This is a genomic window from Micromonospora sp. WMMD956 (assembly GCF_029626125.1).
Taxonomy (GTDB): Bacteria; Actinomycetota; Actinomycetes; order Mycobacteriales; family Micromonosporaceae; genus Micromonospora; species Micromonospora carbonacea.
On sequence record NZ_JARUBI010000005.1, the window covers coordinates 5,513,246 to 5,530,054 of the forward strand.

At 77.5% G+C, this 16,809-nt stretch carries 16 protein-coding genes and 1 pseudogene; 10 read left to right on the top strand and 7 right to left on the bottom strand.

The annotated features are described in order from the left end of the window. Positions 1-38 precede the first annotated feature (38 nt). From O7628_RS24155 to O7628_RS24170, 4 genes are all read right to left on the bottom strand, one after another. Positions 39-302 carry a hypothetical protein gene (locus tag O7628_RS24155; protein ID WP_074475937.1) on the bottom strand — a complete coding sequence of 88 codons (264 nt, stop codon included), beginning with the start codon at positions 300-302 and terminating at the stop codon, positions 39-41. Between the two features lie 97 nt (positions 303-399). Continuing rightward, on the bottom strand, positions 400-861 hold the full coding sequence (locus O7628_RS24160; RefSeq protein WP_077937211.1) for an SRPBCC family protein: 462 nt from the start codon (positions 859-861) through the stop codon (positions 400-402). A gap of 52 nt (positions 862-913) precedes the next feature. Further along, positions 914-1,330, bottom strand: a complete 417-nt coding sequence (locus O7628_RS24165) for a DUF2795 domain-containing protein (RefSeq protein WP_074475939.1) — start codon at positions 1,328-1,330, stop codon at positions 914-916. A gap of 58 nt (positions 1,331-1,388) precedes the next feature. Then, positions 1,389-2,372, bottom strand: coding sequence for a YihY/virulence factor BrkB family protein (locus O7628_RS24170; protein WP_278133912.1), 984 nt, complete (start codon positions 2,370-2,372; stop codon positions 1,389-1,391). Positions 2,373-2,546: 174 nt separating this feature from the next. Between O7628_RS24170 and O7628_RS24175 the strand changes: the two genes are divergently transcribed. Next, the gene (locus O7628_RS24175) at positions 2,547-2,951 is read left to right on the top strand and encodes a ChaB family protein (RefSeq protein ID WP_178064242.1); all 405 of its coding nucleotides are present in this window, start codon (positions 2,547-2,549) and stop codon (positions 2,949-2,951) included. Positions 2,952-3,025: 74 nt separating this feature from the next. Here the strand turns inward: O7628_RS24175 and O7628_RS24180 are convergent, their stop codons facing one another. After that, complete coding sequence (locus tag O7628_RS24180; RefSeq protein WP_278133916.1) at positions 3,026-4,459, bottom strand: aldehyde dehydrogenase family protein; 1,434 nt, start codon at positions 4,457-4,459, stop codon at positions 3,026-3,028. Positions 4,460-4,531: 72 nt separating this feature from the next. On the opposite strand from O7628_RS24180, the gene O7628_RS24185 reads away from it, so the two are divergent. Further along, the gene (locus tag O7628_RS24185; RefSeq protein ID WP_278133918.1) at positions 4,532-6,169 is read left to right on the top strand and encodes an NAD(P)/FAD-dependent oxidoreductase; all 1,638 of its coding nucleotides are present in this window, start codon (positions 4,532-4,534) and stop codon (positions 6,167-6,169) included. An 18-nt stretch (positions 6,170-6,187) separates the two neighbouring features. On the opposite strand, the gene O7628_RS24190 is transcribed toward O7628_RS24185, so the two are convergent. Continuing rightward, positions 6,188-6,955 (bottom strand): polyprenol monophosphomannose synthase, encoded by a 768-nt coding sequence (locus tag O7628_RS24190; RefSeq protein ID WP_074475942.1) that lies wholly within the window; start codon positions 6,953-6,955, stop codon positions 6,188-6,190. A 147-nt stretch (positions 6,956-7,102) separates the two neighbouring features. Continuing rightward, the gene (locus tag O7628_RS24195) at positions 7,103-7,531 is read right to left on the bottom strand and encodes an SRPBCC family protein (RefSeq protein ID WP_347405215.1); all 429 of its coding nucleotides are present in this window, start codon (positions 7,529-7,531) and stop codon (positions 7,103-7,105) included. A 198-nt stretch (positions 7,532-7,729) separates the two neighbouring features. Here O7628_RS24195 and O7628_RS24200 point away from each other — a divergent pair. From O7628_RS24200 to O7628_RS24235, 8 genes and pseudogenes are all read left to right on the top strand, one after another. Then, positions 7,730-9,361, top strand: a pseudogene (locus O7628_RS24200) (HAD-IIIA family hydrolase); the annotation flags it as partial. 155 nt (positions 9,362-9,516) lie between these two features. After that, positions 9,517-10,491: a glycosyltransferase gene (locus tag O7628_RS24205; RefSeq protein WP_278133923.1), complete on the top strand. Its 975-nt coding sequence runs from the start codon at positions 9,517-9,519 to the stop codon at positions 10,489-10,491. Further along, entirely contained in the window at positions 10,476-11,693 is a 1,218-nt protein-coding gene (locus tag O7628_RS24210) for a glycosyltransferase (protein ID WP_278133925.1), read from the top strand. The genes O7628_RS24205 and O7628_RS24210 overlap by 16 nt, the downstream gene beginning before the upstream one ends. Further along, the gene (locus O7628_RS24215; protein WP_347405216.1) at positions 11,693-12,466 is read left to right on the top strand and encodes an SIS domain-containing protein; all 774 of its coding nucleotides are present in this window, start codon (positions 11,693-11,695) and stop codon (positions 12,464-12,466) included. Before O7628_RS24210 ends, O7628_RS24215 begins: the two co-directional genes overlap by 1 nt. A 12-nt stretch (positions 12,467-12,478) precedes the next feature. Further along, positions 12,479-13,963, top strand: coding sequence for a PfkB family carbohydrate kinase (locus tag O7628_RS24220; RefSeq protein WP_278133927.1), 1,485 nt, complete (start codon positions 12,479-12,481; stop codon positions 13,961-13,963). Next, positions 13,960-14,661, top strand: coding sequence for an SDR family oxidoreductase (locus tag O7628_RS24225; protein WP_178064251.1), 702 nt, complete (start codon positions 13,960-13,962; stop codon positions 14,659-14,661). Before O7628_RS24220 ends, O7628_RS24225 begins: the two co-directional genes overlap by 4 nt. Continuing rightward, a complete protein-coding gene (locus O7628_RS24230; RefSeq protein ID WP_278133931.1) occupies positions 14,658-15,632 on the top strand; it encodes a glycosyltransferase family 9 protein in 975 nt (324 codons plus the stop codon). Before O7628_RS24225 ends, O7628_RS24230 begins: the two co-directional genes overlap by 4 nt. Further along, positions 15,616-16,599 carry a DNA topoisomerase IB gene (locus tag O7628_RS24235; protein ID WP_278133933.1) on the top strand — a complete coding sequence of 328 codons (984 nt, stop codon included), beginning with the start codon at positions 15,616-15,618 and terminating at the stop codon, positions 16,597-16,599. The genes O7628_RS24230 and O7628_RS24235 overlap by 17 nt, the downstream gene beginning before the upstream one ends. The last annotated feature ends 210 nt before the right edge of the window (positions 16,600-16,809 follow it).

Consider the following 16,809-nt stretch of genomic DNA (forward strand, 5'->3'; position numbering starts at 1 on the left):
CCGACCCGACCGGCCGCCACCCGGGCCGCCGGCCCCGGTCACATGCTGTCGGGGCCGGTCCGTCCCGTGGTCGACGGCCGGTACGCCCGCTCCGCGTCGGTGCGCTCGCGCTCCCGGCCGGCTGGCGATGCGCCCCGGTCCACCGCCTCCGGGCCGTGCCCGAACGCGGCCTCCTCCCCGGCGTCGTTGCCGGTCACGTCGTCGGCCTGCCCGTCGAGGGTCGACCGGGCCAGCGCCCGGTCCAGCTCCTCCAACGGGAGCCGCTGCTCGTCGCGCCACACGTGGCTGTCGTTGTCGGTCATGCCTTCGCCGTACCCGGGCCCGGTGGGCGCAAACGGCCCCGGTCACGACGATGGCCGCCGGCATCCGGCGGCCATCGTCAGCTCGTGCGGGGGACGGTCAGGGCTGGGGCCGGTCGACGCTGCCGCGCCAGGCGCCGGTCTCCTGACCGCGCCGCTCGATGAACTGCTTGAACCGCTCCAGGTCGCCCTTGGCCCGGCGGTCGACGACGCCCAGCTTGTCGCCGGCCTGCTCCACCACGCCGTGCGGCTCGAACTCCAACTGGAGGGTCACCCGCGTGTTCGCCTCGTCGAGGCGGTGGAAGGTCACCACCCCGGCCTGCTGGGTGCCGCCGGTGGAACGCCAGGCCACCCGCTCGTCGGGCAGCTGCTCGGTGATCTCGGCGTCGAACTCGCGCTTGACCCCGGCGATCTCCACCGTCCAGTGGGTCTTCGTGTCGTTGAGCTGCCGGACCTCCTGCACCCCCTCCATGAAGTGCGGGAACTCCTCGAACTGCGTCCACTGGTCGTACGCGGTCCGGATCGGGACGGACACGTCCACGTGCTCGGTGACGCCACTCATCAGCAATCCTCCTCAGTGCGCGGGTGCGGGGCGGGCCGGGGGACGGTCCCCCTCACCAACGCGTCGTCTCGTTCCTGTGCCCGAGGGCGGCCCACACCTCGGAGACGGTCTGGTAGCGGGTGCCCGGCGGCAGCCCCTCCAGGGCGGCGACCAGGTCGGCCGGCGCGTCGTTGTCGCGCGCGTTGGCGACGAGCGCCTCCCGGTCGCCCGGCAGGGCGGTCATCGTGATGAACCGCCCGAGCCGGCTGCGCCGCTCCACGTCGGCGGGGCTCATCCCCTGCGGCGCGCCGGTGCGCAGCTCGCCCGCCGGGGCCGTGGTGGCCTCCGGTTGGTCCTCGCCGGCCGGCTCGGGCTGGCGGAACTCGTCGACCCGCGAGCCGCCGACGCCGGGGCCCTGGACCAGGCCGCTGACCTCCTGGCTCATCTGCTCGTCGACCCTCGGGCTGTGCTTGCTGCTGCCACGTTCCATGCCTTCTGCGCTACCCGGGGCGGACGCCGGTAAACCGACACGGCCGCCCCGCCGGCCGTCACGGAGCGGCGGGGCTGCGCGGCGGCAGCACCGGTTCCTCCGGGTCCGGCTCACCGGCCTGCAACGCCCGGCCCCGTTGCAGCTCGGCGTTGATCTGCACGCCCAGCATCAGCGCCGAGTTGGACAGGTAGAGCCAGACCAGGAACGCGATCACCGCGCCGAGGCTGCCGTACGTCACGTCGTACGAGCCGAAGTTCGCCACGTACAGGCCGAAGCCGAAGGAGGCCAGCGCCCAGGAGACCAGGGCGACCGCGCCGCCCGGGGTGAGCCAGCGGAACCGGGGCTGGCGCACGTTCGGGGCGATCCAGAACAGCAGCGACAGCAGCACCATCATCACCATGGCCAGCACCGGCCACTTGACCACGCCCCACACCGTGCGGGCCAGCCCGCCCGCGCCCACCAGGTCGCCCACCGCGTCGGTGACCGGGCCGCTGACGATCAGCCCCGTCGCCACCACGGCCAGCAGCACCAGCGTCACGGCGGCCAGCCCGATCTGCAACGGGCGCAGCTTCCACACCGGCCGCCCCTCCTGCACCCCGTAGATGGCGTTGGACGCCCGGGTGAACGCGCCGATGAACCCCGACGCGGACCACAGCGCGCCCAGCAGGCCGAAGCTGAGCAGGGTCTTCGCGCCGCTGCTCTGGTCGACCACGCCCCGCACCACGCTGACGAAGCCCTCGTTGCCGACGACCGACCCGGCCCCGACGTCCCGGGCCAGGTCGATCACCGTGTCGACCGTCCGCTCCCCGTCGGAGACCAGCCCGACCAGGGCGACCACCACGATCGTCGACGGGAACAGCGCGAGCACCCCGTAGTAGGTGAGCGCGGCGGCCCAGTCCGCGCAGTTGTCCTTGACGAAGTTCCGGCCGCTGCGCACCAGCACCCCCCGCCAGGTGGACCAGCTGAGCTGGCGTACCCGGCGGGGCCGCCGCGCCCGCCCCTCGTCGAGGACCGCCGTGTCCGGTTCCGTCGTCGCTGCCATGACCGCCCCCTGCGCCCCGGGCGGCCGGGTGACCGGCACCCGGCGTTCGCCTGGCCCCGCCCGTACCCAGCGCCGGAAATCGACAAACCCGACACGGGGCGGGACGGCCGGCGGTTTGCCCGCCCGCGCCGGGGGAACGGTCATCGGGAAGCAGTCGACGCGGAGGAGGACGACATGCCCGGGCGCGAGGTACTGCCCAGCACGCTGCGGCGCTCCCCGGAGAAGGCGCAGCGCACCTGGGAGAAGACGCACGACTCGGCGGTGGAGACGTACGGCGAGGGGGAGCGGGCGCACCGCACCGCGTTCGCCGCCGTCAAGCACGAGTTCGAGAAGGTCGGCGACCACTGGGAGCCGAAGGGCCGCAAGGGGCCCAGCGACCGGCAGGCGGCCGGCGGCGGGCCGGCGCGGCGCGCGCCCACGGCGGGCGGCGTCGACGCCAACGCCACGAAGGACCACCTGCTGGCGGTGGCCCGCAAGCTGGACGTGCCCGGCCGGTCCCGGATGACGAAGCCGGAGCTGGTCAAGGCCATCGAGAAGGCCAACGACAACGCCACCCGCAAGGCGCGCGGGGGCCGCTGACCGGCCACCACGGCTGAGCACCCATCACGGCGCAGGGGCCCGGGGCCGTCAGGTCCCGGGCCCTCCGCCGTACGTCACCAGTGGCCGCCGCCCGGTGCCTCGATGTGCACGGCCTTCGTGGCGGTGAACTCGTCCAGCAGCTCCGGGCCGTAGCCGAAGCCCTGACCGCTGCCCCGGCGCGGCTGCGCCGCCCCGCCCGGCGCGCCGCCGAACACGGCGTTGACCTTCACGGTGCCGACCGGCAGCTCCCGCCAGGCCCGCTGGGCGTGACTCATCGAGCCGGTGAGCACCGTCGCCGCCAGCCCGTACGGCGAGTCGGCCGCGCACCGCAGCGCCTCGCTGAACGAGTCGACCACCACCACCGGGGCGACCGGCCCGAACGTCTCCTCGCGCACCAGCGTCATCTCGTGCCGGCAGTCGACGACCACCGTCGCCGGGTAGAACGCCCCCGGCCCGTCCGGCAGCGCCCCGCCGGCGCGCAGCCGCGCCCCGCCGGCCACCGCCGCCGTCACCTGCCCGTGCACGTGGTCGCGGTGCCGCCGGTCGACCAGCGGCCCCAGCTCCGTGGCCGGGTCCCGCCCCGGCCCGACCCGCAGCGCCCCGGCCCGCCGCACCAGCGCGTCGACGAAGTCCTCCGCCACGTCCCGGTGCACGTAGATCCGCTCCACCGCCACGCAGATCTGCCCGGCGTTGGCGAACGCGCCCAGCGCCGCCTGCTCCGCCGCCCAGACCGGGTCGACCCCGGCGTCGACGACGAGGGGGTCGCTGCCGCCGTTCTCCAGCAGCGCCTTCGCCCCGGTGCGGGCCGCCGCCGCGGCGATCCGGCGGCCGGTGGCCGTCGCGCCCACGTGCGCCACCACGTCCACGTCGCCGCCGGCCAGCGCCGCGCCGACCTCCCCGCCGCCGGTGAGCAGCGACAACACCCCCGGCGGCAGGACCTCGTCCAGCGCGCGTGCCAGCAGCCACCCCGTCGCCGGGGTGCGCTCGCTCGGCTTGTACAGCACCGCGTTGCCGGTCACCAGGGCCGCGCCGAGCAGCCCGCAGGAGACCGCCACCGGGTCGTTCCAGGGGGTGATCGCGGCGACCACGCCGCGCGGCTGCGGCGTCATGAAGTCGATCGACCCCGCGCCGCCGAGCAGCGTGCGCCCGCCCCGCACCGGGGCCAGCTCGGCGTACTGTCGCAGGGTGCCGACGCCCGCCTCGACGCCGCCCCGGGCGTCCGCGAGGGGCTTGCCCATCTCCGCCGTCACCGCCGCCGCCAGCTCCTGCGCCGCGGCCTGCACCGCGTCGGCGGCCCGGTGCAGCGCGGCGGCCCGCTCCGCCGGGTCCGTCGCCGCCCACCCGGGCGCGACGCCCCGCGCGGCCTCCACCGCCTTGCCGACCTCGTCCGCCGTCGCCACCGGCACCGTGCTGACCGGGCAGCCGTCGGCCGGATCGTGGACGACCAGCTCGCCCCCCGCGCCGCCGGCCCCCCACACCCCACCGATGAGCTGCGCAACCGTGTACATGCGGCGGTGCATCCCCCGCCCCCGCCCCGGCAAACGCGTTTCGCCCCGGGCGGCCCCGGGTAGGCGGGTCGGATGACCTCGACCGGCCTCCCCACCGCCGCGTCCGGCGGGCCGACCGGCCCGGAGCGCGCCGACGCGATCGTCGTCGGCGCGGGCCACAACGGCCTGGTGGCGGCCAACCTGCTGGCCGACGCCGGCTGGGACGTGCTGGTGCTGGAGGCGACCGGCGCGCCCGGCGGGGCGGTGCGCTCCGCCGAGGTGACCGCCCCCGGCTACCTCAGCGACCTCTACAGCTCCTTCTACCCCCTCGGGTACGCCTCGCCGGTGCTCGCCGGCCTCGACCTCGACCGGCACGGGCTGCGCTGGACCCACGCCCCCGACGTGCTGGCCCACCTGCTGCCCGACGGGCGCGCCGCCGTGCTCAACCGGGACCTCGACGCCACCGCCGCGTCGCTGGCCGCGTTCGCGCCCGCCGACGGCGAGCGCTGGCGGCACGCGTACGCCGACTGGCTCGACGTGGCCGGGCCGATGCTGGCCACCATCACCACCCCCTTCCCGCCGGTGCGCGGCGGCGTCGGCCTGCTGCGCCGGCTCAAGGTCGGCGGGGCGCTGCGGCTGGCCCGCCGGCTCGTCGTGCCCGTGCGCAAGCTCGGGTCCGAGTTGTTCGACGGGGAGGGCGGCACGCTGCTGCTGGCCGGCTGCGCCCTGCACACCGACCTCTCGCCGGAGGAGGCCGGCTCCGGCGTCTACGGCTGGCTGCTGGCCATGCTCGGCCAGCAGGTCGGCTGGCCGGTGCCGGTCGGCGGGGCGCAGCGGATCACCGACGCGCTGGTGGACCGGCTCACCCGGCGGGGCGGCCGGATCGTCCACGACGCGCGCGTCGACCGGGTGCTCACCGCCCGGGGCCGGGCGATGGGGGTACGCACCGTCGACGGCCGGGCCTGGCGGGCCCGGCGGGCCGTCCTCGCCGACGTCCCCGCGCCCGCCCTCTTCCTCGACCTGGTCGGCGCGGCGGCGCTGCCGCCCCGGCTGGTGGAGGACCTGGCGCACTTCCGCTGGGACGGCTCCACCCTGAAGGTCGACTGGGCGCTGTCCGGGCCGGTGCCGTGGACCAACCCGGCGGTGGCCGGCGCCGGCACCGTGCACCTCGGCGCGGACCTCGACGGGCTCACGACCTACTCCGCCGAGCTGGCCCGGGGCCAGGTGCCCCGCGACCCGTTCCTGCTGGTGGGGCAGATGAGCGTCGCCGACCCGAGCCACTCCCCGCCGGGCACCGAGTCGCTGTGGGCGTACACCCACCTGCCGTTCCGGCGCGACTGGCGGGCCGAGGACGTCGCCGCGCACGTCGCGCGGATGGAGGACGTGCTGGAGGCCGCCGCCCCGGGGTTCCGCGCGCGGATCCTCGGCCGGCACGTCGCCGGCCCGGCCGACCTGGAACGGGGGGACCCGAGCCTGGTCGGCGGGGCGCTGGGCGGCGGCACCGCGGCGGCGTACCAGCAGCTCTTCCTGCGGCCGATCCCCGGCCTGGGCCGCGCGGACACCCCGGTGGACCGGTTGTACCTGGCCAGCGCCTCCGCGCACCCGGGCGGCGGGGTGCACGGCGCGCCCGGCGCGAACGCCGCGCGGGCCGCGCTGGCCCGCGACCGGGCGCTCACCGGCGGCCTGTACGCGGGCGTGATCGGCGCGGCGCACCGGGCGGTCTACCGCTGAGCGCCGCCCGGTGGCCCGTCAGCCCTCGATGTTGCGGTGCCGGCTGCGCAGCTTGAACGGCATCAGCGCGCTCTCGATCTTGGTGGCGGTGGTCATCTTCGAGGCGCCGTCGCGGCGCTCCTCGAACCGGATCGGCACCTCCAGGATGGTGTGCCCCAGCTTCGTGGCCAGGTAGTGCATCTCCACCTGGAAGCTGTAGCCGTTGGACTGCACCCGGTCCAGCCCGATGTCGCGCAGCGCGTCGGCCCGCCAGATCTTGAAGCCCGCCGTGAGGTCGCGGATGCGCACCCGCAGCAGCGTGTGCACGTAGAGGTTGGCCCAGCCGCTGAGCGCGCGGCGGTAGAGCGGCCACGCCTCGTCGAGCTGCCCGCCCGGCACGTAGCGGGAACCGATGACCACACCCGCCTGCGTGGACAGCAGCGCGCCGAGCATGCCGGGCAGCGCCTCCGGCGGGTGCGACAGGTCCGCGTCCATCTGCGCCACGTACTCCGCGCCGCCGTCGAGGGCCCGGCCGATGCCGTCGACGTACGCCCGGCCGAGGCCCTCCTTGCCGGCGCGGTGCACGACCTCCACCCGGTCGGGGTGCTCGATGGCCAGCTTGTCGGCCACCTCGCCCGTCCCGTCCGGGGAGTTGTCGTCGGCGACCAGCACCTTCAGGCCCGGCAGCGGCAGCGCGAGGAGCCGTTCGACCAGGACCGGGAGGTTCCCCGCCTCGTTGTAGGTGGGAACCACGACGGTCAGGCGTGCGTCCCGCCAGGGGGCGGGCAACTGCACGGGTTCGATCATGACGGACATCCTCGGTTTGCCGACAGGTTTACCTGAGAGGGTAGCCAGTTGCCCGTTCCATGTCGTAATGGCTCCCCGTCCGCCGCGCGCGACACGCCGTGCGCAGGGCGGGGAGCCCGGCGACGCGCCGGAACCGGCCCCGGCGCGTCAGCGGTTCGACCTCTGCCGGGTCGCGATGTCCGACAACCGGCGCAGCGTCTCCTTGTTGCGCTGGTGCAGCACCAGGTCGTTGAGCCTGGTGCGGACCCAGCGCAGCGGGCCGGCGGCGAAGTCCTCGCCGATGCGCACCCGCGTCGCGCCGTCGCCGACGGGCTCCAGGGTGAATACCACGGTCGCCTCGCCCGCCGGCCACAGCCCGGCCTTCAGCACCAGCCGGTGCGGCGGCTCGCAGGCCAGCACGGTCGAGGCGTCCTGGAGGGAGAACGGCCACGGTCCCGCCTTGTGGTGCAGCCGCGCGCCGACGCGGGGCCAGGCGTCGTCCACGTCGCGCACGTGCACCGTGCCCACCACCCAGTCGCTGTACGTCCAGCCGTCGGCGAGCACGTCGAACACCTGCTGCGGGGGTGCCTGGATCACTTTCTCCACAATCGCCACCGCGCCCCCGTACCCCGCTCCCGGCGGCCCCTAACGAGCCCGGCGGGTTAGCTTCTCGGTGGCGGCGGGTATCGCGGCACCGGAGGACGGTGGCCCGACGGCGGCACCGCCGCACCGACGGCGGCGGGCACCGCGCCGCCGACGACGTTTACTCCCCGGGGCGCAGGGAACCCGCCGCCCGTGCGACGGGACCAGAGTGAGCCGGATCAGCGCAGGTCAGCCCGGGTCGACCCGGGTCCTGGCCGGGGCGGGTCCGGCGGTGTCCTGTTCGACGCGGTGCTGCTGGACCGCGACGGCACGCTGGTGGAGGACGTGCCGTACAACGGCGACCCCGACAAGGTGCGCCCGCTGCCGGGCGCGCGGGAGGCCCTGGACCGGCTGCGCGCCGCCGGCCTGCGGCTGGCCGTGGTGACCAACCAGTCCGGACTGGCCCGGGGTTGCTTCACGGCGGGACAGCTCGACCGGGTGCACGCACGCGTCGAGGAGTTGCTGGGGCCGTTCGACTCCTGGCACGTCTGCCCGCACGACGACGCCGCCGGGTGCGACTGCCGCAAGCCCGCCCCGGGCCTCGTGCACGCCGCGGCGGCCCGGCTGGGCACGACGCCGCAGCGCTGCGTGCTGGTGGGGGACATCGGGCGGGACATGGCCGCCGCGCTCGCCGCCGGGGCGCACGGGGTGCTGGTGCCGACGCCCGTGACCCGGCCCGAGGAGGTGGCCGCCGCCCCCTGCGTACGCCCCACCCTGCCGGCGGCGGTCGACGAGATCCTGCGCCGGCAGGCCGCCGTCGCCCCCGGCGCGCCCCGCGCGGCCGGCACGGTGCTGGTGGTGCGCAGCGACTCGGCCGGCGACGTGCTGGTCACCGGGCCCGGCATCCGCGCGGTGGCCGCCCACGCGCGGCGGGTGGTGCTGCTGTGCGGGCCGCGCGGCCGGGCGGCGGCGGAACTGCTGCCCGGGATCGACGAGATCGTCGAGTGGCCCCTGGAGTGGATCGACCCGGACCCGGGCCCGGTGGACCCGGACCGGACCCGCCGGCTGGTGCGCCGCCTCGCGGCCGTGGGCGCGGACGAGGCGGTGATCTTCACCAGCTTCCACCAGTCGCCGCTGCCGCTGGCGCTGCTGCTGCGCCTGGCCGGCGTGCCCCGGATCGCCGCGATCAGCGACGACTACCCCGGCAGCCTGCTCGACGTGCGCCACCGGGTGCCGGCGGGGGTGCCCGAGCCGGAGCGGGCCCTGTCGCTGGCCGCCGCCGCCGGCCACGCCCTGCCCGGCGACGACCAGCCCCGGCTGCGCCTGCGTCGCGACGCGGTGCCCGCCCCGCCGCCGCGACTCGACCGGCCCGGCTACGTGGTGCTGCACCCCGGCTCGACGGCCAGCGCCCGCGCCTGCCCGCCCGAACTGGCCGCCCGGATCGTCCGGGCGCTCGCCGGGGCGGGCCACCGGGTCGTGGTCACCGGCGGACCCGGCGAACGCGAGCTCACCGCCCGGGTGGCCGCCGCCGGCGGCGTCGACCTCGGCGGGCGCACCGGCCTCGCCGAGCTCGCCGGGATCATCGCCGGCGCGGCCGCCCTCGTCGTCGGCAACACCGGCCCCGCCCACCTGGCCGCCGCGCTCGACGTGCCCGTGGTCAGCCTGTTCGCCCCGACCGTCCCGTACGGGCAGTGGGGGCCCTACCGGGTGCCCACCGTGCGCCTCGGCGACGCCGGGGCCGCCTGCCGCGACACCCGCGCCGCCAGCTGCCCCGTCCCCGGGCACCCCTGCCTGGCCGGGATCGACCCCGGCGCGGTCCTCGACGCGTTGCGCCTGCTCGGCGTCCGCGCCGACGCGCCCGCCGGCCCGGCCGGCGCGCCGCGCCCCGACGGCGGCCCGGCCGGCGCGCCCGGCCCCGACGGCGACCCGGGCGGCGCGCGCCGTGCGACGGCCGGCGCGCCGGACCGGATGGCCGTGCCGGCCGGCGGCGGGGGCGGCCGATGAACGTCCTGGTGTGGCACGTGCACGGCTCCTGGACCACGTCCTTCGTGCACGGCAGGCACCGCTACCTGGTGCCCGTCACCCCCGACCGGGGCCCCTACGGCCTCGGCCGGGCCCGCACCTACCCGTGGCCCGCCAGCGCCGTCGAGGTCAGCCCCCGCGAGCTGCGCCGGACCGACGTCGACCTGGTCGTCCTCCAGCGCCCCGAGGAGTTCGACCTGGCCTGCGACTGGCTGGGCCGGCGGGTCGGCCGGGACGTGCCGGCGATCTACGTCGAGCACAACACCCCCAAGGGCGACGTGCCCAACACCCGGCACCCGATGGCCGACCGCGACGACCTGCTGCTCACCCACGTCACCGGGTTCAACGAACTGTTCTGGGACAACGGGGCCACCCGCACCGCCGTCGTCGAGCACGGCGTCGTCGCCCCGGCCGTCGAGTGGACCGGCGAGCTCGACCGGCTCGCCGTCGTCATCAACGAGCCGGTACGCCGCTGGCGGGTCACCGGCACCGACCTGCTGCCCCGCTTCGCCGAGCTGGCCCCCCTCGACGTCTTCGGCATGGGGGTGACCGGGCTGGCCGACCGGCTCGGGCTGCCCGTCGACCGCGTCACCAGCCACGACGACGTGCCGCAGGAGCGGATGCACGCCGAGCTGGGCCGGCGGCGGGCGTACCTGCACCTGTGCCGGTGGACCTCCCTCGGGCTCAGCCTGGTCGAGGCCATGACCATCGGCATGCCCGTCGTCGCGCTCGCCGCGACCGAGGCGGTGGTGGCCGTCCCGCCCGAGGCCGGCGCGCTCTCCACCCGCGTCGACGACCTGCTGGGGGCCGCCCGCCGGTTCCTCGACGACCCCGCCGCCGCCGCTCGGGCGGGCGCGGCGGCGCGCAGGGCCGCCCGGGACCGCTACGGGCTGGAGCGTTTCCTCGCCGACTGGGACCGGCTGCTGGAGGAGGAAGTATGCGCATCGCGATGATCTCGGAGCACGCCAGCCCGCTCGCCGTCCTCGGCGGCGAGGACGCCGGCGGCCAGAACACGCATGTCGCGGAGCTCTCCGCCGCGCTCGCCGCCGCCGGTCACGACGTGCGGGTCTACACCCGCCGCGACGCGGTGGACCTGCCGGTGGCAGTCCGTGCCCCCGACGGCTACGAGGTGGTGCACGTGCCGGCCGGCCCGGCCGAGCCGATGGCCAAGGACGCGCTGCTGCCGCACATGCCGGCGTTCGGCCGCTGGCTGGCCCAGCGGTGGCGGGGCGGGGACTGGACACCCGAGGTGATCCACGCCCACTTCTGGATGAGCGGGCTGGCCGGGCTGGCCGCCGGCCGGCGCACCGGCGTGCCGGTGGTGCAGACGTACCATGCCCTCGGCACCGTGAAGCGGCGGCACCAGGGCGCCCAGGACACCAGCCCGCCCGGCCGGATCCGCGACGAGCGGGACCTGGGCCGGGCCGTCGACCGGGTCGTGGCCCAGTGCCAGGACGAGGTGACCGAGCTGGTCCGCCTCGGCGTCCCCCGGGACCGGATCAGCGTGGTCCCGTCCGGGGTCAACCTGGCCACGTTCGCCCCGCTCGGCCCGGCGGTCGGGCGGGACCCGGGCCGGGCCCGCGTGCTCACCGTCGGCCGCCTGGTGGAACGCAAGGGCTTCCAGGACGTGATCCGCGCGATGCCCCTGGTGCCCGACGCCGAGTGCGTGGTGGTGGGCGGCCCGCCCGAGGGGCTGCTGGAGACCGACCCGCACGCCCGGCGGCTGCGGGCCCTCGCCCGCGAGTGCGGCGTCGCCGACCGGGTGCGCCTGGTCGGGGCGGTGCCCCGGGAGGAGATGGGCCGCTGGTACCGCTCCGCCGACGTGCTGGTCGCCGCCCCCTGGTACGAGCCGTTCGGGCTGACCCCGCTGGAGGCCATGGCCTGCGGCGTGCCCGTGGTCGGCACGGCCGTCGGCGGGCTGACCGACACCGTCCTCGACGGGGTCACCGGGGACCTGGTGCCCGCCCGGGACCCGCGCGCGCTGGGCGCCGCGATCCGGGGCCTGCTCGACGACCGGATCCGCCGGTTCGCGTACGCCGGCGCGGCCCGCGACCGGGCCCGGCGCAGCTACTCCTGGGCGGCCACCGCGCAGCGGCTGGCGGAGGTGTACGGCGAGGTCGCCGCCGTGCGCCGGCCCACCCGGGTGGTCGCCTGATGGCCGCCGCCCGCCCGGCCCGCCCGGCCCGCACCGCCGGTTCCACCGCCGGTCAGGCGCGCCCCGCCACCGGCTCCGCCGGGCCCGCCGGACCCGGCGCGTCGGTGCTCGACGCGCACCTGGCCGCCCTCGCCGCCGCGCTGCTGCCCTACCGGCGCGCGGAGGAGCTGCTGGCCCGCTGGGGCGGGGAGCTGGCGCACCGGCTGGCCGCCGGCGGCCGGCTGCTGGTCGCGGGCAACGGTGGCAGCGCCGCCGAGGCCCAGCACCTCACCGCCGAACTCGTCGGCAAGCTCCGCGACGACCGCGAGCCGCTGTCGGCGCTCGCCCTGCACGCCGAGACCAGCGCGCTCACCGCCATCGGCAACGACTACGGCTACGACGAGGTCTTCGCCCGGCAGGTCCGCGCGCACGGCCGGCCCGACGACATCCTGCTGCTCATGTCGACAAGCGGGGCCAGCGCCAACCTCGTCGCCGCCGCCCACGCCGGCCGCGCCGCCGGGCTGCGCTGCTGGGCGTTCACCGGGCCCACCCCCAACCCCCTCGCCGACGCCTGCCACGACACCCTCGCCATCGCCTCCCCCGACAGCCAGGTCGTCCAGGAGCTGCACCTGGTCTCCACCCACGTGCTCTGCGAGTACGTCGACCGCGTGCTCCCCGCCGCGCTCGCGGCGGCGGGCCGCGCCGTGGCGGCCGACGCGCCGGACCCTGCGGTGCGCGCCGGGGTCGAGGTGGTGCTCGACGACGGTACGGGCCGGCAGACCGAGGCGGGATGAGGAGGCGAGCTGATGACGGGACCCGTGGTGGTGGTCGGTGACATCCTGCTCGACCGGGACGTCGAGGGGGTGGTGAACCGGCTCTGTCCGGACTCGCCGGTGCCCGTCCTCGACGAGTCCACGGCCGTCGACCGGCCCGGCGGTGCCGGCCTCGCGGCGGTCTTCGCGGCGGCGCAGGGCGCCGAGGTGGCGCTGGTGACCGCCCTCGCCGACGACGCGGGCGGGGCACGGCTGGCCGAGCTGCTCGCCGCCGCCGGGGTGCAGGTGTACGCGCTGCCGCTGCGCGGCGCCACCTGCGAGAAGATCCGGCTGCACGCCCGCGGCCGGGTGCTGCTGCGCCACGACCGGGGCGGCGCGGCCGGCGCGCCCGGGGAGCCCAGCGAGGCCGTGCTGCGGCTGCTGGCCGCCGCGTCCGCCGTGCTGGTCAGCGACTACGGCCGGGGGGTGGCCCGGCAGCCGGCCCTGCGGGCGGCGCTCGCGGCCACCCGGGCCCCCGTGGTGTGGGACCCGCACCCGCGCGGCCCCGCCGCCGTGCCGGGCGTGCACCTGGCCACCCCGAACGAGTCCGAGGTGCGCGAGCTGGTGAAGGCCGCGCCGGGCGGGTCCCGGCTGGCCACCGCGTCGCGGGGCGCGCAGGAGCTGCGCCGGCGCTGGCGGGCCGGGGCGGTCACCGTCACCCTGGGCGGCGACGGGGCGCTGCTCTGCCACGCCGGCTCCACGCCGCTGGTGGTGCCCGCGCCGGCCAGCGCCGAGGGCGACACCTGCGGCGCGGGCGACCGGTTCGCCGCGACCGCCACCATCGCCCTGTCCCGGGGCGCGCTGGTCTCCGAGGCGGTGCAGGCGGCCGTCACCGAGGCGTCGGGGTACGTCGCCGCCGGGGGAGTGGCCGCCGCCCTGCCGGCCCCGGTCCGGGCCGCCGCCGCACCGCCGTCGCGCCCCGGCGGGCCCCGGATCGGGGTCGCCGCCGCCGCGGAGGTCGTCGCCGGGGTACGCGCGGCCGGCGGCACCGTGGTGGCCACCGGCGGCTGCTTCGACCTGCTGCACGCCGGACACGTGGCCACCCTGGAAGCCGCCCGGCAACTCGGCGACTGCCTCGTCGTCTGCGTCAACTCCGACGCGAGCGTGGCCGGGCTGAAGGGCCCGGACCGGCCGGTGGTGCCGCAGGGCGACCGCAGCCGGCTGCTGGCGGCGCTGGGCTGCGTCGACGCGGTGCTGGTCTTCGACGAGCCCACCCCGGAGGCGGCGCTGACCTGGCTGCGCCCCGACGTGTGGGTCAAGGGCGGCGACTACGCCGGCGGCGGCGGGCCGGCGCTGCCCGAGGCGGAGGTGCTGCGCCGCTGGGGCGGGCACACGGTGGTCGTGCCGTACCTCGACGGGCGCTCGACTACCGACATGATCGCCGCCGCCCGCGCCACCGGCGGGACGGGCGGGGCGCGGACGCCGGACCTGCGGGTGGGCGTCGACGTGGACGGCACGACGATCAAGGGGGCACGATGAGCGCGAGCGCACCGGGAGCCGGGCCGACCGTCCTGGTCACGGGCGGGTCCAGCGGGTTGGGGGCGGCCGTGGTGGCCGCCGTGGCGAAGTCCGGCGGACGGCCGGTGGTGCTGGACCGGCAGGCGCCGGCCGACGGGGTGCCCTGGGTCGAGTGCGACCTCGCCGACCCGCGCGCCGCCGAGGACGCCACCCGGCACCTCGCCGAACGCTCCGGCGGCCTCGACGCCGTCGTCACCGCCGCCGGCATCGACGTGCCCGGCCGGCTCGCCGACGTCCCCGGCGACACCTGGGACCGCATCGTCACCGTCGACCTGCTCTCCACCGCCGCCGTCGTCCGGGCCGCCCTGCCCTGGCTGGAGGCGGCCCGGGGCAACGTGGTCACCGTCGCCTCCACCCTCGGCGTCAAGGCCGTCAGCGACGCCACCGCCTACTGCGCCGCCAAGTTCGGCGTCGTCGGCTTCACCCGCGCCCTCGCCGCCGAACTCGCCGGCTCCGTCGGCGTCACCCTGCTCGTCCCCGGCGGCATGCGCACCGCGTTCTTCGACGAACGCGATCCCCAGTACCGGCCCGGCCCCGACGCCAGCCTCAACGACCCCGCCGACACGGCCGCCGCCGTCCTGTTCGCCCTCTCCCAGCCGCCCGGCAGCGCCGTGCGCGAGCTGGTCGTCTGCGCCGAGCGGGAGTCGTCGTACCCGTGATCCTCGCCCTGCGCGCCCTCGGCGTCGGCGACCTCGCCACCGCCGTGCCCGCGCTGCGCGCGCTGCGCGCCGCCCACCCCGACCGGGACCTCGCCCTGGCCGCGCCCGCCTGGCTGGCCCCCCTGGTCGACCTCGTCGGCGGCGTCGACCGGCTCGTGCCGGCGGCCGGACTGACCCCCCTCGACCGGCCCGACCCGCCCCCGGACCTGGCCGTCAACCTGCACGGGCGCGGCCCGCAGTCGCACCGGCTGCTCGCCGCCACCCGGCCGCGCCGGCTGCTCGCGTTCGCCAGCCTCGACGCCGGGCACGTCGACGGCCCCGACTGGCGGCCCGACGAGCACGAGGTCGACCGCTGGTGCCGCCTGCTCGCCTGGTACGGCATTCCCGCCGACCGCGCCGACCTCGCCCTGCGCCGCCCGCCCGCCGGCCCGCTCCCGGCCGGGGTGAGCATCGTGCACCCGGGCAGCAAGATCCCGGCGAAGCGCTGGCCCCCCGGACGCTTCGCGGCGGTGGCCCGCGCCCTGTCCGGGCGCGGTCACCGGGTCGTGGTCACCGGGTCGGCCGACGAGCGGGCGCTGGCCGGGCGGGTGGCCCGGCGGGCGGGGCTCGCCCCGGACGCGGTGCTCGCCGGCCGCACGGACCTCGGCGGGCTGGCCGCCCTGGTGGCGCACGCCCGCCTCGTGGTCAGCGGCGACACCGGCGTCGCCCACCTCGCCACCGGCTACGGCACCCCGTCGGTGGTCCTGTTCGGCCCGGTCCCGCCAAGCCGGTGGGGGCCGCCGCCGGAGCGGCCGTGGCACCGGGCGCTGTGGGCGGGGACGCCCCGCGGCGGCGGTCCGGCGGGGGACTGGTCCCCGTCCGGCGGGGTAGGAACCGATTCGACGTTGGCGGCGATCGGCGTCGGCGAGGTGCTGGCCGCCGTGGCGGAGGCGGAACAGGCGGTGCGAGTTGCCGGTGCGGTTACGGCGTAGCGACCCGGGCAGACCCGGATACGGCCGCCTGCGGCGTGGCCGGGGATGGCTGTTCCTCGACCCGGCCGGCGACCCGGTGCGCGACCCCGACGAGCTGGGCCGGCTGCGGGAGCTGGTGATCCCGCCGGCCTGGCGGGACGTGTGGATCTCGCCCCACCCCAACGGGCACATCCAGGCCACCGGGGTCGACGCGGCCGGGCGCAAGCAGTACCTCTACCACCCCCGCTGGCGGCAGCAGCGCGACGAGGCGAAGTTCGACCACGTGCTGGAGGTCGCCCGGCGGCTGCCCGTGCTGCGCGAGCGGGTGGGGCGGGACCTGACCGGCCGGGGGCTGAACCGGGACCGGGTGCTGGCCACGGTCACCCGGCTGCTCGACATGGGCACGTTCCGCGTCGGCAGCGACCAGTACGCCGTCGGCGACGACGCCACCTTCGGCGTGGCCACGCTGCGCCCCGAGCACGCGCGCAGCCGGGGCGGCTGCGTGGTCTTCGCGTTCCCCGCCAAGGGCGGCGTCGAACAGGTGCGGCGCATCGAGGACCCGCAGCTGTGCCGGGTGCTGGCCAACCTGCGCCGCCGCCGGCGCGCCGCCGACCGGCTGTTCGGCTACTGGGACGGCCGGGGCTGGCGGGACGTGCGCAGCGACGAGGTCAACGACTACCTGCGCGACGCCAGCGGCGGCGAGATGACCGCGAAGGACTTCCGCACCTGGCACGCCACCGTGCTGGCGGCCACCGAGCTGGCCGGCCACGTGCCGGCCCGCTCCGTGACGGCCCGCCGCCGGGCGGTGGCGGCGGTGATGCGGCAGGTCGCGGAGCTGCTGGGCAACACGGCGACCGTGGCCCGCACCTCGTACGTGGACCCCCGGGTGGTGGACCTGTTCCACGACGGGGTGGTCGCCCCGGTCGTGCCGGGGACCCCCCGCGCGGAGGCGGAGCGGCGGGTGCTGGAGCTGCTGGCGGACGCCTGACGCCCCGCCCAGCGGCCTGGCGGCACCGGGCGGCCGCCCGCGACCGGGTTGTCGCGGGCGCTCGCCGCGGCCCCCGTTACGTGCGGGCCGCCGCGGGGTTGCCCCGAGTCCGGCCCGTACCCAGTATCTGAGCGGAACCGGCCGGGGAGTTGACCCAGCGTGCCAGGTGGTTGACGATCCGTGCCGCGCGGGTGGGCGCCACCGCGCCCC

Excerpts from the sequence above, each read along its gene's own strand:
- O7628_RS24155 (WP_074475937.1), bottom strand. The coding sequence starts at position 302 with ATGACCGACAACGACAGCCACGTGTGGCGCGACGAGCAGCGGCTCCCG.
- O7628_RS24160 (WP_077937211.1), bottom strand. The coding sequence starts at position 861 with ATGAGTGGCGTCACCGAGCACGTGGACGTGTCCGTCCCGATCCGGACC.
- O7628_RS24165 (WP_074475939.1), bottom strand. The coding sequence starts at position 1,330 with ATGGAACGTGGCAGCAGCAAGCACAGCCCGAGGGTCGACGAGCAGATG.
- O7628_RS24170 (WP_278133912.1), bottom strand. The coding sequence starts at position 2,372 with ATGGCAGCGACGACGGAACCGGACACGGCGGTCCTCGACGAGGGGCGG.
- O7628_RS24175 (WP_178064242.1), top strand. The coding sequence starts at position 2,547 with ATGCCCGGGCGCGAGGTACTGCCCAGCACGCTGCGGCGCTCCCCGGAG.
- O7628_RS24180 (WP_278133916.1), bottom strand. The coding sequence starts at position 4,459 with ATGTACACGGTTGCGCAGCTCATCGGTGGGGTGTGGGGGGCCGGCGGC.
- O7628_RS24185 (WP_278133918.1), top strand. The coding sequence starts at position 4,532 with ATGACCTCGACCGGCCTCCCCACCGCCGCGTCCGGCGGGCCGACCGGC.
- O7628_RS24190 (WP_074475942.1), bottom strand. The coding sequence starts at position 6,955 with ATGATCGAACCCGTGCAGTTGCCCGCCCCCTGGCGGGACGCACGCCTG.
- O7628_RS24205 (WP_278133923.1), top strand. The coding sequence starts at position 9,517 with ATGAACGTCCTGGTGTGGCACGTGCACGGCTCCTGGACCACGTCCTTC.
- O7628_RS24210 (WP_278133925.1), top strand. The coding sequence starts at position 10,476 with ATGCGCATCGCGATGATCTCGGAGCACGCCAGCCCGCTCGCCGTCCTC.
- O7628_RS24215 (WP_347405216.1), top strand. The coding sequence starts at position 11,693 with ATGGCCGCCGCCCGCCCGGCCCGCCCGGCCCGCACCGCCGGTTCCACC.
- O7628_RS24220 (WP_278133927.1), top strand. The coding sequence starts at position 12,479 with ATGACGGGACCCGTGGTGGTGGTCGGTGACATCCTGCTCGACCGGGAC.
- O7628_RS24225 (WP_178064251.1), top strand. The coding sequence starts at position 13,960 with ATGAGCGCGAGCGCACCGGGAGCCGGGCCGACCGTCCTGGTCACGGGC.